The sequence below is a fragment of the Erysipelatoclostridium sp. MSK.23.31 genome, assembly GCF_019125875.1.
GTDB lineage: Bacteria > Bacillota_I > Bacilli_A > Erysipelotrichales > Coprobacillaceae > Thomasclavelia > Thomasclavelia ramosa.
The window spans coordinates 1-16764 of the sequence record NZ_JAHOCB010000033.1 but is presented as its reverse complement, the minus strand read 5'-3'; the positions used below and the strand labels follow the sequence as shown (position 1 = coordinate 16764).

Sequence of the window (16764 nt, the reverse complement as noted above, 5' to 3'; positions counted from 1 at the left end):
CTTATCTATGATGTGGAAATTTATTTACTCTCTAACCAAAATTATTATAACACAGCCACCTTAAGTGTCAACACTTTAAGCATAGCGATATGTGACAAAATTATTACTTTTTCTTAACGATACAAGTACTAGTGTATTCAATATCAAAATATTTAAAAGTGTTATAAATATCTTTAAGTTGAATATCAGCCACCTCATCGACTAAATTCAAAGCGATAGTTCCTTCAAAATAATAGCGACTGAATAAATTCGCAATACTTTCAGGACTATTAAATAAATTTATAAATAATCCAATATTTTTCTTTTTAATTCTTTCAAAGTCTTTTTCTTCAATCTTAAGCTCTTTAAAATTTTTAATTAAGTCGAGCAAATGATTTTTTAATGTTTCATAGTCATCACAATCACATCCAATTTGAATAAATGCATAGTCTCTTTCTTGCGTAAAACTTGCACTAAATGAATCGTTAATAATCCCTTTATTTAACCAGTCGTTATATAATTTTGAACTTTTTGAAAATAGTAAGTCAAACAATAGATTCATTGATAACTCACGTTTGATTTTTTCTTTAGGTTTAGAAAGAATTTCATTTATTTTAATTGAAACAATTATTTTATTCATTTCAACATCCATTGATAAAATATTTTCTTTTGTTTTAACCTTACAAGGTTCAATGTTTTTCTGGCAAATAATTGGTTGTGCTGTTTCAAAATTCTTTTTAGCCTGATTTTCTCTAATTACATTTATGGCTGTATCGGCATTAATATTACCTACGACAAATAACATCATATTACTAGGATGATAGAAAGTATTATAGCAAGTTTCCAACATTGTTTTATCAGTGCGATTTACGGTTTCAACTGTTCCCGCAATATCAATGGCTACAGGATGATTATTGTAAAGGTTTTGAATTGATCCAAAATAAACACGCCAATCTGGGTCATCATCATACATTTTTATCTCTTGACCAATAATCCCTTTTTCCTTCTCAACACTTTCAGGAGTAATATCTAATCTTTGAACAAAATCTAATAGTAACTCAATACATGGATATTCATTTGAAGTAGTACTAAATAAATAGGCTGTTCTACTTGATGAAGTGAAGGCATTGGTACTGGCACCTAATTTAGCAAACTCATCAGAAGCATCAGTACCATTCATATCAAACATTTTATGTTCTAAGAAATGAGCTATTCCGTCTTCTACTTTAATCATTTCATTACCATTTAAAGGTACAAAAGTTGTATCAATAGCGCCGAATTTGGTTGAAAACAACCCGTAAGTTTTTTCAAACCCTTGTTTTGGTAAAAGATAAACTTCTAATCCGTTATCCATTTTTTCATGATATAAAGTTTCTTTTAAAGTATCAAAGTATATTTTTTCCATTATTTATCACTCCCTGTTAATAAGAAAATTGTATCTAAGTGTACTTTTTTGCTGGCAGCAATAATTTCTTCTTTGGATACACGCATTAATTTTTCTAAATATTCATCATTTGTTTCTTGAACACCTGTTAAATCCCGGTTATAAGCCAATGTAATCAAACTAATTGGTTCATCTTTAGTTTTTGTTAATGAGCTTTTTAACATCAGTTTTGCTAAATCAATTTCATCATTACTAAAATCACCATTTTGAATATTCTTTAATTCTTGGGCAATTAAGTCCTTAGCTTTTTGATAGTCACTGCCTTCAATTCCCGCATTAACTGTCATAATCCCACTAAATGCCCCATAGCTTGATGATATATAGTAACATAAACTATGCTTTTCACGAACAATTTTGAATAACCGTGATTGTGAAAATCCGCCAAAAATTGCATTAAATACAGTCATCGCATAAGTGCCAGGATCCTTAAAGTTACAATCAACAACATATCCCATATTTAATTTAGCTTGAGTAATATCTTGTTTTTCAACTACTTCTAAGATGTCATTCTTGCTTGATTTGAAATTAGTAACTGGATCAAGCGGTTGACTGCTGCTGCTAAAACTTAGATTTTCTTTAAATACATCTACAATACTTTCATCAACATCACCAACAACATATAAATGTTTAACATCATTCTCTAAGCATTCAACTAAGTATTTATAGACCTCTTCATTAGTGATTCGATCAAGTTCTTCTACATAGCCATTATTACTAATGGATAAAAAACCACCCTCACCCATATTTTTGAATAATTGATCTAATCCGTACATAAATTTATCATCATTTTGAACAATCAAACGCTCTTTTAATTCTTTTTTCTTAATAGCAAAAGTTTGTTCATCAAATTTTCCATTTCTAACATTGGGATGAAATAAAACGTCATTAAACATTTTGATTTGTTGCACTAATAAATTTTCTTGATACGGCAAAAATGTTTCATTAATACAAACACTTGAAATATTTAACACTTGTCCAATTCCCTTAGTCGCTAAATTAGTGCCAAAACTCATTCCATAAAGATCTTCCAAATGAGTTGATAATGCTTGAGTTGAGGGATAGTTTTCTGTTCCTCCAGTAAGCATAAAAGCCAATAAAGAACGTTTAGTAACATTTTCTTTTGTTAACTTTCCTTCTAATTTTAATGACATTGTTATATTCTTAAATTTTTTGCTTGGAATAACATGTAGTGTATATCCAGCTAATTGATAACTTTTTTTCATAAAAATCTCCTTTACAAACCTAATGTATATATTATACACTAAAAAATAAAAATTAAAACCGCATCTTAAAAAGAACAAGTTAAAAAGAACATCATGATGATGTTCTTTTTAACAAATTAACGTTTTGCTTTATCAAAAGGTTCTCCAGCAGCTTTTGGTGCTGCAGAATTTTTTGAAGTAAAAGCTAATAATATTAAAGTGGCAACATAAGGGAAGATTTTAAAAACTACACCTGGAACTCCAGAATTTAATAAAAATGGAATTGAAGCATATGTTACAGCTAAAGTCTTAGCAAAAGCAAAGAAAATTGCTGACAATGCGATTCGCCAAGGTGTCCAGTTACCAAAAATTAAAACTGCTAATGCTAAGAATCCATATCCAGCAACTGTACTAGAATACTCACTTGTTATTGGGATTACATAGATTAAACCACCCATACCAGCCAATATTCCAGATAGAACAACGCCTAAATAACGCATTTTATATACATTTACTCCAGCAGCATCAGCAGCTTGTGGGTTCTCACCACATGTCCTAATTCTTAATCCTGTTTTCGTTTTATAGAGATACACGTATGTAGCAATCAAAATAGCAATACCAATAAATGTAGAAAGATAAAAATCTTTAAAAAACATATCACCAATTATTGGAATGTCTGAAAGAACTGGAACTTTTTTTATTAAAAATTCATTACTGAACGGAATACTTTTCACTCCACCAAAAATAGTCTTAGCAACAAAAATTCCAAAAGCAGGAGCAAATAAATTCAATGCAGTCCCAGAAATAGTCTGATCAGCTTTCATACTGATTGCAGCAAAAGCATGTAACAGCGCAAATAATCCACCGATTACTCCAGAAATTAATAAAGCTACTAGAAACAATGCTTGCCCACTTAACCAGCCGGCATTTTGAGCAGTATGCATAAACCAAATCCCAAAAAAAGCTCCAAAAATCATAATTCCTTCTAAGGCAATATTAACTACTCCAGAGCGTTCACTAAACAACCCGCCTAAAGCAACGATCAACAGAGGGATCGAAAACATCAAGCTTTGTCTAAATAAGAAATAAAATAAATCCATTATTCATCCCCTCCAATCAAAGCTTGTTTTTTATCTTTTTTACGCCCCTTTCGGCGTTCTAAAATTAATCGAATAAACAATGTGAAAGAACTAAAATAAATAATTGCTGCAACAATTACATCGATAATTTCTACTGCAATATGTACTGCTTGAACATAGTTTCCGCCTAAATTGATATATGCGATAAATAATGCAGCGAAAATCACGCCAAGTGGATTGTTAAACCCTAATAAGGCAACAGGAATACCATTAAAACCTTCAGCGGCTAAAACTTCTGCTGTTCCTATTGTTCGTCCAGTTCCTGCCATATAAACCAAAGCTCCACCTAGTCCTGCAAAAAACCCGGCAATTACCATCGATAAAACAATACTTTTTTTCTCATTCATTCCCGCGTATTTACTCGCATCTGGATTATATCCAGTTGCTTTTAGTTCATAACCAAATGTTGTTTTATTCATAATAACATAAGCAAGAATACATACACCAATAGCAATGAACGTTCCTAAATTAATGCTCGAACCATTAAAAACCTGATCTAATCCTAAATTTGGTATTGCTAAACTTGTAGGAATAGTATACGATTCAGCGCCAGTGGGATTATACATAAATTTTTTTACTCCTTCAATTACTAATAGCATCCCAATATAATTCATCATGATACTAGATATTACAACATTAACATTGCGATAAGCTTTAAGTAATCCAGGAACACTGGCCCATAAGGCTCCTGCTAATCCTCCTGCAAGCACAGCAAAGATCCAACGAATAGATTCGGGGATAAAAGTTGCATTAAAAGCTATAAACATTGAAGCAAAGGCTCCTACAATATATTGTCCTGGTGTTCCAATATTAAATAGACCACATTTAAATGCAAAAGCCACTGAAAGACCGGTCATCATAATTGGTACTGATAAATATAATACTTCACCAACGCTTTTAATTCCACGATAAAAACCACCTCGAAGTAAGATTGAAAATCCTTCTAATGCCTGATTAGGAATTACTAAAAACATAATTAGTAGTCCAAAAATCAAACCGCATAAAATCGCAATCAAAGAAGATAAAAATGATTTTGTCCATGCTTTATTTTTCATATCCAACACCTCGCTTTGATCCCGCCATATACAATCCTAATTCTTCAACGTTAGTTTCTTTTGGATTTAAGTCAGTAACAATCTCTCCTTCATACATTACCAGAATTCGATCACTGACATTCATAACTTCATCAAGTTCTAAACTAATTAGTAAAACCGCATGTCCCTCATCGCGCTGTTGAATCAACTGTTTATGAATAAATTCTATTGCTCCAACATCAAGCCCACGAGTAGGTTGAACAGCAATCAATAAATCACAATTACTTTCAATTTCTCGCGCAATAATTGCTTTTTGTTGATTTCCACCAGACATTCCTCGAACAATCGAATGTGACCCTTGACCAGAACGAACATCAAATTTTTCAATCAATTTATCTGCATAATTATAAATGTTCTCAAATTTTAAGAAACCATGTTTCTGGTTATCTTTATTAAAATAATTTTTTAAAATCATATTTTCTGCTAAATTATAATCTAGTACTAGTCCATGCTTATGACGATCTTCAGGAATATGGGAAATTCCTTTTAAATTTCTTTGCCTAATCGAATAATGGGTTATATCCTCATTATTTAAAATTATCTTACCTGTATATCCAGTTAACATTCCAGTTAATGCATATACAAGTTCACTTTGCCCGTTTCCATCAATTCCTGCAATACAGACTATTTCACCGCGTTTAACTTCAAAATTAATATCTGTCAAGGCATTTTTCATAGCGTTTTTCTTACAATAATTGAGATTTTCAACCTTTAAAACCGTTTGCCCAGGAGTTGCTTTTCCTTTTTCAACAATAAAATTAACATCACGGCCTACCATCATCTTTGACAATTCTTCTTTTGAGGTCGTTGTAACATCAACAGTAGCAACGTACTTTCCTTTTCTAATAACAGTACATCGATCAGCTACCGCTTTGATTTCATTTAATTTATGTGTAATAAAAATAATTGATTTTCCTTCGGCAACTAATCCTTTCATAATTTTCAATAATTCTTCAATTTCTTGAGGGGTTAAAACTGCAGTTGGTTCATCAAATATTAAAATCTCATTATCCCTAAAGAGCATTTTTAAAATTTCAACTCGCTGTTGCATCCCTACTGTTATATCTTTTATAAGAGCATCAGGCTCGATATTTAAATGATATTGTTTAGAAAGATCAAGAACCTTTTTACGAGCATTGTCTTTGGCTAATAATCCATTTTTAGTTTCTTCAACACCCAAAATAATATTATCCAAAACTGTAAATGTTTCGACTAATTTAAAATGTTGATGAACCATTCCAATTTTATAACGATTAGCATCGTTAGGATCATTTATTTCAGCAATTTCACCGTTAATTTTAATGCATCCCTCGTCAGGTTGATACAGCCCGAATAGGATTGACATCAATGTTGATTTTCCTGCTCCATTTTCTCCTAACAAAGCATGAATCTCACCTTTTTTTAGTTGTACGGTTATATTATCATTAGCCTTAATTCCAGGAAATTCTTTAGTGATATTCAACATCTCTATTACATATTCCATACCGTCACTCCTTTCTTATCTAATGTTGATTTTTCTCGGTTAGATTGAGAAATACTTTTAAAAAAAGCGAGTTGTCTCGCTTTTTATTATTTATCATATGTAATATTTACATTAGTGACAGGTACTTTAGTAGGATTACCATTATCATTGTCAGTAATATCTGTCATTGATTTGATTTTAATTTCACCACTTGCCACTTTATCAAATACTTCCTTGTATGCTGCAGCATTAAAATCACCCAAACGATCAAAGTCATCTGGTAAACCAACATAACCACCTGATGCATCTAATGTTTCGATACCACCTTTAAATTTATCATTTTTGTAATCGACTAATTTATCATAAACTGTCTTTTTTACATCTTTTAATGCTGAAGTAATAACAACACCTGTCTTGTCATCATTTTGGTTGCTATCAACACCAATTGCATATTTGCCAGCTTCTTTTGCTGCAGGGAAAATAGAGTTACAAATTCCACCACCGCATGAGAAAATAGCTTCAGTTCCAGCATCATACCACTTAGCAGCTTTAGTTTTAATCGCAGGATCTTCATTAAATGTTCCTGTATATGTATACATCATATCGACTGTAACACCTAATTCTTTTGCTGCATCATTTGCTCCTTGAATATATCCATAACCATAATTAATTACAGCTGGTAATGCAATTCCACCCATAAATCCAAGTTTAGTGTGACCTGCTTTGACAGCTGCATACCCTGCTAAATATCCAGGTTGTGTTTCTGTATACAATGCACAATAAACATTATCACCAGGATCAACTGGATTAGATTTAGTACTATCCTTCTCATCTGGAACTGTTGGTGTAGCATCAATCAAGATAAATTTGACATCTTTGTATTTATCTTGTAATTCACCAATTGCATTACAGAATTTAAAACCTGGACAAACAATAATTTTTGCCCCATTTTCTACAGCTTCTTCAATTTGTGATTTGTAGCCAGCATCATCAAAACTTGCTGGTTTATAGTATTTGATAGTTGCATCATGATCTTTTTGATACTGTTCAACAGCTTCCCATGCAGACTGATTAAACGATTTATCGTTAATATCCCCTGCATCTGTTACAAGTGCTACTTCAAATTCTTCACTGCTACTACCACCGCATCCCACTAATAGAAATGAGAATACAACAAGTGAAGCCAAAAGCTTTTTCATATTCAATTTTCCTCCTTCAATAAACTATAGCTTTATTTTAACATTCTTCCTTAAAAATTGAAAGCGATTACATTTATTATTCCCGTTTTTTTATAAAATATACAAAAAAAGACATCTATTTAGATGTCCTCTTCTTGATATCCGCGAATGTAAACTTCACGTGGCTTAGAGCCAATCTGTGGTCCAATAACACCGTCTGCTTCTAACTGATCGATGATTCGTGCTGCTTTATTGTATCCAATTCGAAACTGCCGTTGTAATAAAGATGTACTTGCTTTTTGAGCATTGATTACAAAACTGCGACACATTTCATATTCTTCATCTTCCTCTTCTTCTTTCGAAGCAGCACTTGGTGAAGTAGTATTTAATTTTACATTTATGTATTTGTCATCATAGCTAGCCTCCTGCTGAGTAGCAGTGTGGTGAGTAATTGCACTAACTTCATCGTCAGATACAAAAGCACCTTGAACCCGCACCGGTGAACTAGAACCCATTGGTGAAAATAACATATCTCCTTTTCCTAATAATTTTTCCGCTCCAGAAGCATCCAAAATTGTTCGTGAATCAATTCCAGAAGAGACTGCAAAAGCAATTCTTGATGGAATATTTGCTTTGATGACTCCAGTGATAATATCAGTCGATGGTCTTTGTGTTGCAACGATCAAATGAATCCCTGCTGCCCGCGCCATTTGAGCAATCCTCATGATACAATCTTCAACTTGTTTGCTTGCGACCATCATCAAATCAGCAACCTCATCTAAAATAACTACATGAAAAGGTAAGATCTCTAATTGTTCGTCCAAAGCTAATTCTTCATTTTTTTTACGTGCATAGTTATTATAGCCTTCGATATTCCGTACATTTGCCCCAGCAAAAAGGTCATAGCGATGCTCCATTTCCACTACAACTTCCTGCAATACTGCAGCTGCCTTTTTAGGATCAGTTACTACTGGAGCTAATAGATGAGGTATACCATTATAATTAGTTAACTCTACTTTTTTAGGATCGACAAGAATAAATTTCACCTCATCCGGTCGAGCACGCATCAAAATACTACAAATAATAGTATTTACACAAACTGATTTTCCACTTCCAGTTGCCCCAGCAATCAATAAGTGGGGCATTTTATTTAATTCCGCATAAATAATCTTACCACTAACATCCTTGCCTAAAGGAACTAACAACTTGTTATCCTGTAAATCTTTTGGAATGTCTTTAATTACTTCTTTGAAACTTACCATTGTTGCAACACTATTAGGAATTTCCACTCCAACTGCCGGTTTACCAGGAATTGGTGCTTCAATACGAATATCTTTTGCAGCTAAGGCTAATTTTATATCATCTTGTAATTGCATAATTTTATTAACACGCGTGCCCGTTTCCAATTTTAATTCATATTTAGTAACCGATGGTCCAATAAAAATATCACTAATTGTTGCGTTTACTCCAAATTCATGAAGAACATTTGTTAGTGCTTCAGCTTTAGATAATGCATTTCCTTTATTATCACCAGACTTTTTTGCTGTAGGATTTTTTAATAGGGATAAGGCAGGTAAACGATAATTCTTATTAATCTTTTTCTTAGGTTTAGACATATCATTTTCATGGATCTTTGGTTCTTTATCTTTAATTTCTAAAGTCATAGAATCCTCATCAAATTCAAATGTAGAGGGTACTGATTCATCTTCTTCTAAATGAGTAGTATGGATTCGAGCTGAACTCTTTCCAGGGGGATCTTGCTCTTGGCTTGAAGTATTTTCATCACCAAATATCTCCTCTGGAAAAAAGCCTTTTGCTTTATCTTTTTTAGGGGTAAAAAAATCTGTGAATTTACTAGCGCTTTGATGCATTTTAATATCTTTTTTAGTGGGTTTCTTTTTCTTTCTTTCAGCAACATTTTTACGATGTTCTAAATAAAACTTACTACCTAACAAAGTTAAACCAATTACTAAAATAAAACCAGCAGCAATCATTGCCCCCGTTTTATCAAACAAAGCACTTAAAATGCCATATAAAACAGCTCCTAGAAATCCACCTCGATTACAAGGTGCTGTTGAGACATATTGATTAATTACTTTCATTCCAACCATTAAATCATCATTTAAAGATGACATAAAAGTCAAAACTGCCCCTACCACCATGTATAATCCGATTGCACGAGGACCAGTAAATTTTGGTAATTTAGCAAAATAAATTACATACCCACTAATCAAAACCAATGAAATATAACTAATTCCAACAAAATTTCCAATTATATAAGTACACAAAAAATTCAGTTGTTCGCCAATTGGCCCTAATTTCATTGCCCCGACAACAATTAAAAACAAGCCTACTGTAGCAATGATTCTTACTTTTAAATCCTCACTAATTTGATCTTGTTTTGATTTTTTTGAACGACTTGTTTTCGCCATGACTCACACTCCCAACTCTAACTCAATCATTATACCATATCATATCTATTTAGCAAAAGAAAAAGCAAGGATAAACTTGCTTAAACTTCGATGATAATTGGCAAGATTACAGGTCTTTTACCTGTCTCTTTAATAATAAACTTATTTGCTTTATCTTTAATATTTTGTCGAACTTCTACTGCTTCTAGTTTAGGATCATCTTTCATTTCACTAACACATTTTTCAGCAATATCAATAACTCCCTTAATAATATGTTCAGAATCCCTTAAATAAACAAAACCACGTGACTGAACATCAGTATTGGCAATAATTTCATGAGTTTTACTATCAATCGTGACTCCAATAATGACTACTCCATCATTTGACAACTGAATTCGATCATCAATAACTTTATCACCTACATCACCAACACCAATTCCATCAATCATTACATCTTCAACTTCAATAGTATCGCGATAATCTTCTAGTTTTCCACTTTTAAACGATAAAATTTCACCATTATCGATAATAGCAATATTTTCTGGTTTAATTGCCATATTTTTAGCAACTTCCAAATTTGAAATAAAATGTTGATACTCACCCTTAACTGGTACAAAATATGTCGGATTAAAAATTTGTATAATTACTTTAATATCTTCCTGCGATGCATGCATCGAACATAATTCTTTATTTTTTAATACATGAATATTTGAATCTGTCTTATATAATTCATTTACCGCTTTATTTGCAATTTTTTCTGTTCCAGGAATAACTGGAGAAGCAACAATAAATGTATCATTTTTATTTAATTTTAAAAACTCATCTCCACCATCAATGATATCACAAATATCATGATAGATTCTTTGCGGTGTTCCACTGAGCAATACTACTAAATTATCATCAATTCCTTTTTTACCAATATCAGTAGAAAAAGCAATAAGATTTTTTGGTACTTGAATCACTGCTTTTTTTAAACGCTGTCCAATGCGGACAATACTATTTGTGCTATCATATTTATCACGACCATAAAAAACAATTTTTCGATTATATTTCTTCGTCAGTTCAACAATTTCTTTAGTTCTAAAAATGTTTTGAGCATAACTTGAAATAATGATTCGTCCTTCACTATCTTCAAAAATATTATCAATTTTATCTGTCAATTTATGTTTTGGTGATGTATAACCTGGATTTTTAGAATAAGATGACTCACATAAAAGTGCTAATACACCTTTTTTTCCAATCTCCATCATTTTTTGAATATCACATCTAAATCCTTCTGGGGCACCAAAATCAACAATAAATTCACCGCTATAAACGATATATCCATTATCAGTCCATAAAGCCACTCCAACACTACCAGGAATCGAATGAGTTACTGGAAAAAATTCAACAGGAATGCCAGCAATAATAATTGAATCATTGCGTTTTACACGATTTAACTGATAACTCACTCTAAAATTATTATGTTTTTTATGTCGCTTGATCATTTGTTCAATTAGATCAGCTGTTAGTGCTGGAGCATAAACTGGGGCATTGACCGCTTCTAACAAGTAAGGCAAAGCTGCCATCACATCATCATGACCATGCGTTATGATGATAGCTACAACTCGTTCTTTATTTTCTTTTAAGTAATCAAAACTAGGAATAATGATATCCACTCCTAATTTACTTACTTCTGGGAATCTAAACCCGGCATCTAAAATAAAAATCTGTTCTTTTATTTCGATGCAGTACATACTTTTACCCATCTCAGCCTGTCCGCCAAGTGGTAAAATTTTAACAACATCTTTCTTCATTTTTTCCTCCATTATTATAATCTATATTATTTCTTAATCATCGCTGAAAAACAATCTTTACCATATTAACATATTATAGTATCGTTTGCTAATACTTTCTACGTTCATTGTATCAAAATTCTCAAGAAAAGAGAAATGATTTAATTTTTACTAACATCTTTAACATGTAATATTATTAACACAATAACCTTTTTTAGCCGTGTTCATTTAAGAAATTATTTAGCAAAAGTGAGATCGTAAATTTCATCTTATTCTGGTAAATGCGTAACATACCCAATTGGTATTTTATTTTCCGTCACTTCAATTATAGTTTTAGCTCCTGCTTTTCCAAAAGCACCGCATAATTCGATGCAGTCAACTCCCTCAATAAATAATTTTTTGCCACAATACTTGCTTCTGCTAAATTAGTAACGCCAATTATTTGTGCTGTCTGTTGATGGATTGCGGCATGATCATATTTCAAATTAAAATCTCCCATGATTATAAATGCAAATTTCATTATATTGTCTCCTTAAAATTCAAACTCTAATCTTTAATTAGACTTTACGAGTATCTACTTTTTCATAGTTATCTAGCCGTTTTTAATAGTATATAACATCCGCCTCATTAAATAAATAAATTTAAAGTATCTTTTTTTATTTCGTGATTCAAAAATAATGGAGAAATAAATTAATATTTCTCCATTATTTTATTCAATTGTTCTTTTGACTCATCACTGATTTTAACTAATGGCAAACGTAACTTATAAAGAATATTGCTACTTTGGCTCAACGAATATTTTAATGTACTTACAATATTATCTTGATAAAAATATTTAACTATTAATTTAAAAAAATCAAAATATAAATCATTATGCTGAGTAATTAATTCTCTATACTTTTTATAACTTAGATTAGTTAAGTTACTAATAAGTCCATCATAATTATTAATTTCATTTTGCACTAGCATCTCTTCTATACCGTATAGACCTAACCCTTTATTTCTAATAATCTGATAACCTGTGCTATTTACTTCAGTAATCAAGCCAGTTATATTTTCATGTTTTTCTTTCAATTCCAATAAATGATTAACAGCAATCATATTTTGCTTATGTTGTTGAATAACAATCGATTTATTAGTTGCAGTAGCAATTAGATCAAGATGCTTAATCAATCCGTTTTGGGTTAAACTAAAAATTTCTGGTAACTCGATCATATAGCCAGCAAATTCGCTAATGTCTTTAAGGTCTCCTATCTGTTTAATTACTTTTTTTGTACATGATTCACTAAGCTGCATATATATTTCAAGACCAGGATAGTGATAGCAAACATATCGTAATAAGTGTTTTTGTTCTAAAAAAGTCAATGAAGCAGCTTCCCCTGTCCTGCTGCCAATAATAAATTTATTATTTCCTTGATTTACTAATTTTTCAATATGATTATCTAGCGCTTGATAATCAATCATATCATCAATATCAAAGGGAGTAATTAAATTAGTAAAAATATCTATTTTAATCACTCCTTACAACCAAATCATGTAAAAGATTCAAATCTTGTTTTTGATTTTTTGCTTTCACATAATAACTATCATGTTCATTTTTAGAAACAATTGCAAATTTTTCAAGAAAATTCCGATAAATCTCATCATTTTCTAATCCACAACCAACAAAATGTACTTTTGTATAAAGATCTATTTTAGTATAATCAGTTTCTAGTTTAGCTAAATCTTCTTCAAAAATTAAATAATCATCGTCAAAGCAATCATGAAGGAAACTATAATCGCTTTTAGCTATTGTTTCTTCAAAACGAATTAGCCAATAATTAAAATTAATTGACATTGTTCGGATATTTGTATCATCATGATTAATCAAAGTACCAATCCTATCATCTTTAAAAGAACGTAACTTGATTTTAAAGCCATCTTTTTTATACCCTTCCATCAATGCTTTGTAACAAATGATCCGAGCTTTGTGCTTGGCTAAATCAAGAGCTTGACGATAGCCAATATGCTTGATAAGTCGTGCTTCATTAATATATTTAGGATCACCAGTAAAAATGCCACAAACATCACTATAAATATATACCTCATCCAAATTCAAACGTCGTGCTAGGTATACTGCTGTATAATCGCTATCCCCTTTTTCTAGAATACGAATATTTTTAAATTTATCTATTCCCTGAAATCCTGGCACGATAATGACATCATATGTTTCAAAATACTTATTGATTACTTTGGTATCTAAGCCAACTAAACGATTATGCTTAACTTTAAGATTTAACTGCATACTTGAAAGCGAGATTGCATTAATTCCTTGTGATTTCAAATTACTAGATAACACGATACTACTTATTATTTCTCCACAACTAAGCAATCGACAATGTTCATCATAGTTAGCATTAAGTGCTAGTGCATTTAATGTATCAGTGGCATAAGCATCTGGATAACGTCCCATAGCACTTACAATAACTAATAATTTATGATCCAAATTATTAGTTATAACATTAGTAACTAGTTTGATTGAATCATTTGTTTTTAAAGCAGTTCCACCAAATTTTAAAACTCTAATCATCTTTTACACCCTCAAAAACGGGCTGGAGCTGATTATTATTAATTGCATTGATTACTGTTTGAATTACAAGAGTCTCATCAAATAACATGCTATTTGGTTTTTTTATGCAGTCATCTTGATACATTGGGACAAGATAAAAATGTTTAGTATTTAAAATTTGCATGATATTTTTACCAGAATTACTTAAAGCATCGTTTGTCGCGATTGCTAAAACAACATTATGTTCATTACGAAGTGTTGATTTACAAGCCTTTGTGACAGCATTATCGTTTATCCCTATAGCTAATTTTGCTAATGTGTTGCCACTACAGGGCATTACAATCATTATATCCAAAGGAATTTTGGGTCCAAATATTTCACTGTCTACAACATTAGTAATTACTTTTCTTTTAGAAAGTTTTTCTAATTCATCAATTAATTCGTCAGCTTTATTAAAACGAGTATTACAATTTAAAATTTTTTCACTTGCAAATATATATAAATCACATTCTAAAGCTGCTAATTCTTTTATTACAGCCAGCGTCTTTTGTAGCGAACAAAAAGACCCTGTTAATCCAATTCCGATTTTCTTGTTTCTAAGCATATTGATCAACTGCCCGTTTAATTGCTTTATAAAGCGCTTTTGCACTACTATCATAGGCATACTTAGTCGGAAGCTGCTTTAATAGATGATAACTTTCATCACGATCACAAGTTTTTAAACCATATGGTGTTGAAGCAACATCATAAATCTTACAATTAACATCTTTTGTTTTTAGAATATCGCTGTCAATTATTTGACTAGGAATAGTATTAATAACAAAATCATACCCATTTAAAGTGAGCTGATCCAACCGAATATAACGATATCCTTTTTCAACAACTTCATCATGATAATGATCACTGCGATTACTAATGCTGACTTTCGCATTAAATTTTTCAAGTTTAGCTGCTAAATCACGTCCACAATGACCATAACCTAAGATTAACACATTAGAATTTGACAAACTAATTGAATTATCAATTATCATATACGCAATCACTGCTTCATCACTAATATGCGTATTTTCAACAACAAAATCTTCATCACTATACAAGTAACGATAATTAAATCCCTTTAACTTACTTAAATAACATAATCGCTGATTCTTTAATAATGAAAGTACTACAGCATTATTTTTAAAATCAACTTGTTCAAACCCCTGACCATCTTTACCTAAATAAATAATATCACAAGAAGATATCAGCCTACTATCTTCTTGAATTTGATAACCATCTGCAATCATTAGCTTTGCTAATTGTTTACAACGATTATCATTTCCATTTATATAAACTATCATATTCCACCTCTACTATAAAATATGATAATTAATTTAGTTTGTTACTCGATAATCACTTTCATCATGAAAGTAATTCAAAACCCATTTCTTCAGTTAATAAGGCTAATATAATTTCAATACGTTCTTGTAAATTTTCTACTGCTTCATTTAAAATCTCTTTTTCAGACATTTCTGTTGAGAAATCAATCAAGACAAAAGAACACTTAATAACATATAAATGCCCACTGTTTTGCTTACCTACAGATATATGATAATTAAGCTGCAATCGATTTTTTTCATCGTGACTATATCCAATTTCTATCTGTGCTCGAACATCCGTGGCACTTGCTGATACGGTTTCATTAATAATGTTTGCATGAATACTCTTCATTTTGATTTTCATTTTAAAATCCTCCTATAATATTATTTACTATTCAATGTTCATTTTTTCTTTTATTATTTACAATTTTTTAGAATTTTATTAAAATAACATTATTGGGGGTTGAAAAATGTATCTATTTATGTTTATAATCACCTTATTAATGTCGTTAAAAACCTCTTGGGCATATAATAATTTTACTTACTTATCTTATCAACCTCATTTAAGAATATATTATTTAATTTGGGTTACATTAATTTCATGTTTCTTATTATTTAAGGTAATTAAACTTTTTAAACATATTACGTATCTAACGATTGCAAATAAGTTCTTAATCGGGAGTTGTTTTATTTCCATGCTGACAGGTTCCTATTTACCTTATCATCCTGATAATGAAAATATTGTTTCGGTTCTCCATGTCCTCATTTCATCATCAGGAACCATCTCCCTATTATTTATTATCCAATTACTAATTAATCGTATCATGTTAGATGATTATCAGTTTTATAAAAAAATGTCTACTCTATTTAGGAGTTTAGTCTTATTAATTGGAATGTTTATCATTATGTTTGGCGTAATCAATAGTATTGTTGAACTTTTCTTTACTTTTACTGTATTGTTTTCACTTGCTCAAATTGAAAAGCACTATTTTTAAATAAATTAAGCATAATAAAAAGTAGGTATACTTAAAGAAATTTTATCTTTTTATATACCTACTTTTATTGCTTTAATTTAAAAAATTATTCTTAATTATCCGAAATAGCGTTTTAATAATCCAGCAAACGCTTTTCCATGACGTGCTTCATCACGTGCCATTTCATGCACTGTATCATG

16 protein-coding genes and 1 pseudogene are annotated in these 16764 nt (G+C 31.0%); 1 reads left to right on the top strand and 16 read right to left on the bottom strand.

The window, feature by feature from the left end:
• Nucleotides 1-103 precede the first annotated feature (103 nt).
• From yfmH to KSU54_RS13425, 15 genes are all read right to left on the bottom strand, one after another.
• Nucleotides 104-1384 carry an EF-P 5-aminopentanol modification-associated protein YfmH gene (gene yfmH / locus KSU54_RS13490; protein WP_117791783.1) on the bottom strand — a complete coding sequence of 427 codons (1281 nt, stop codon included), beginning with the start codon at nt 1382-1384 and terminating at the stop codon, nt 104-106.
• Nucleotides 1384-2646: an EF-P 5-aminopentanol modification-associated protein YfmF gene (gene yfmF / locus KSU54_RS13485; RefSeq protein ID WP_003538396.1), complete on the bottom strand. Its 1263-nt coding sequence runs from the start codon at nt 2644-2646 to the stop codon at nt 1384-1386. Before yfmF ends, yfmH begins: the two co-directional genes overlap by 1 nt.
• Before the next feature lie 116 nt (nt 2647-2762).
• Nucleotides 2763-3725, bottom strand: coding sequence for an ABC transporter permease (locus tag KSU54_RS13480; protein ID WP_003538397.1), 963 nt, complete (start codon nt 3723-3725; stop codon nt 2763-2765).
• Nucleotides 3725-4819, bottom strand: a complete 1095-nt coding sequence (locus tag KSU54_RS13475) for an ABC transporter permease (RefSeq protein ID WP_003538399.1) — start codon at nt 4817-4819, stop codon at nt 3725-3727. Before KSU54_RS13475 ends, KSU54_RS13480 begins: the two co-directional genes overlap by 1 nt.
• Entirely contained in the window at nt 4809-6341 is a 1533-nt protein-coding gene (locus KSU54_RS13470) for an ABC transporter ATP-binding protein (RefSeq protein ID WP_117791782.1), read from the bottom strand. The genes KSU54_RS13475 and KSU54_RS13470 overlap by 11 nt, the downstream gene beginning before the upstream one ends.
• A gap of 86 nt (nt 6342-6427) precedes the next feature.
• On the bottom strand, nt 6428-7519 hold the full coding sequence (locus KSU54_RS13465) for a BMP family lipoprotein (RefSeq protein ID WP_003538403.1): 1092 nt from the start codon (nt 7517-7519) through the stop codon (nt 6428-6430).
• Nucleotides 7520-7638: 119 nt separating this feature from the next.
• Entirely contained in the window at nt 7639-9930 is a 2292-nt protein-coding gene (locus KSU54_RS13460; protein WP_003538406.1) for an FtsK/SpoIIIE family DNA translocase, read from the bottom strand.
• A gap of 80 nt (nt 9931-10010) precedes the next feature.
• A complete protein-coding gene (locus KSU54_RS13455; protein WP_008791720.1) occupies nt 10011-11705 on the bottom strand; it encodes a ribonuclease J in 1695 nt (564 codons plus the stop codon).
• A gap of 248 nt (nt 11706-11953) precedes the next feature.
• Entirely contained in the window at nt 11954-12055 is a 102-nt protein-coding gene (locus KSU54_RS19510; protein ID WP_226814532.1) for a DUF6506 family protein, read from the bottom strand.
• Nucleotides 12010-12204: a hypothetical protein gene (locus KSU54_RS13450; RefSeq protein WP_003538417.1), complete on the bottom strand. Its 195-nt coding sequence runs from the start codon at nt 12202-12204 to the stop codon at nt 12010-12012. Before KSU54_RS13450 ends, KSU54_RS19510 begins: the two co-directional genes overlap by 46 nt.
• A 170-nt stretch (nt 12205-12374) precedes the next feature.
• Nucleotides 12375-13202, bottom strand: coding sequence for a dihydrodipicolinate synthase family protein (locus tag KSU54_RS13445; RefSeq protein WP_008791719.1), 828 nt, complete (start codon nt 13200-13202; stop codon nt 12375-12377).
• Complete coding sequence (locus KSU54_RS13440) at nt 13195-14253, bottom strand: amino acid kinase family protein (protein WP_009009905.1); 1059 nt, start codon at nt 14251-14253, stop codon at nt 13195-13197. Before KSU54_RS13440 ends, KSU54_RS13445 begins: the two co-directional genes overlap by 8 nt.
• On the bottom strand, nt 14246-14836 hold the full coding sequence (locus KSU54_RS13435; protein WP_217760790.1) for a dipicolinate synthase subunit B: 591 nt from the start codon (nt 14834-14836) through the stop codon (nt 14246-14248). The genes KSU54_RS13440 and KSU54_RS13435 overlap by 8 nt, the downstream gene beginning before the upstream one ends.
• Entirely contained in the window at nt 14829-15572 is a 744-nt protein-coding gene (locus KSU54_RS13430; protein ID WP_029480034.1) for an NAD(P)-dependent oxidoreductase, read from the bottom strand. The genes KSU54_RS13435 and KSU54_RS13430 overlap by 8 nt, the downstream gene beginning before the upstream one ends.
• Nucleotides 15573-15633: 61 nt before the next feature.
• Nucleotides 15634-15954 (bottom strand): hypothetical protein, encoded by a 321-nt coding sequence (locus KSU54_RS13425; RefSeq protein WP_003538427.1) that lies wholly within the window; start codon nt 15952-15954, stop codon nt 15634-15636.
• 106 nt (nt 15955-16060) lie between these two features.
• On the opposite strand from KSU54_RS13425, the gene KSU54_RS13420 reads away from it, so the two are divergent.
• On the top strand, nt 16061-16585 hold the full coding sequence (locus KSU54_RS13420) for a hypothetical protein (protein WP_117791780.1): 525 nt from the start codon (nt 16061-16063) through the stop codon (nt 16583-16585).
• 95 nt (nt 16586-16680) lie between these two features.
• On the opposite strand, the pseudogene KSU54_RS13415 reads toward KSU54_RS13420, so the two are convergent.
• Nucleotides 16681-16764 (bottom strand): annotated as a pseudogene (locus KSU54_RS13415) (NADH peroxidase); the annotation flags it as partial.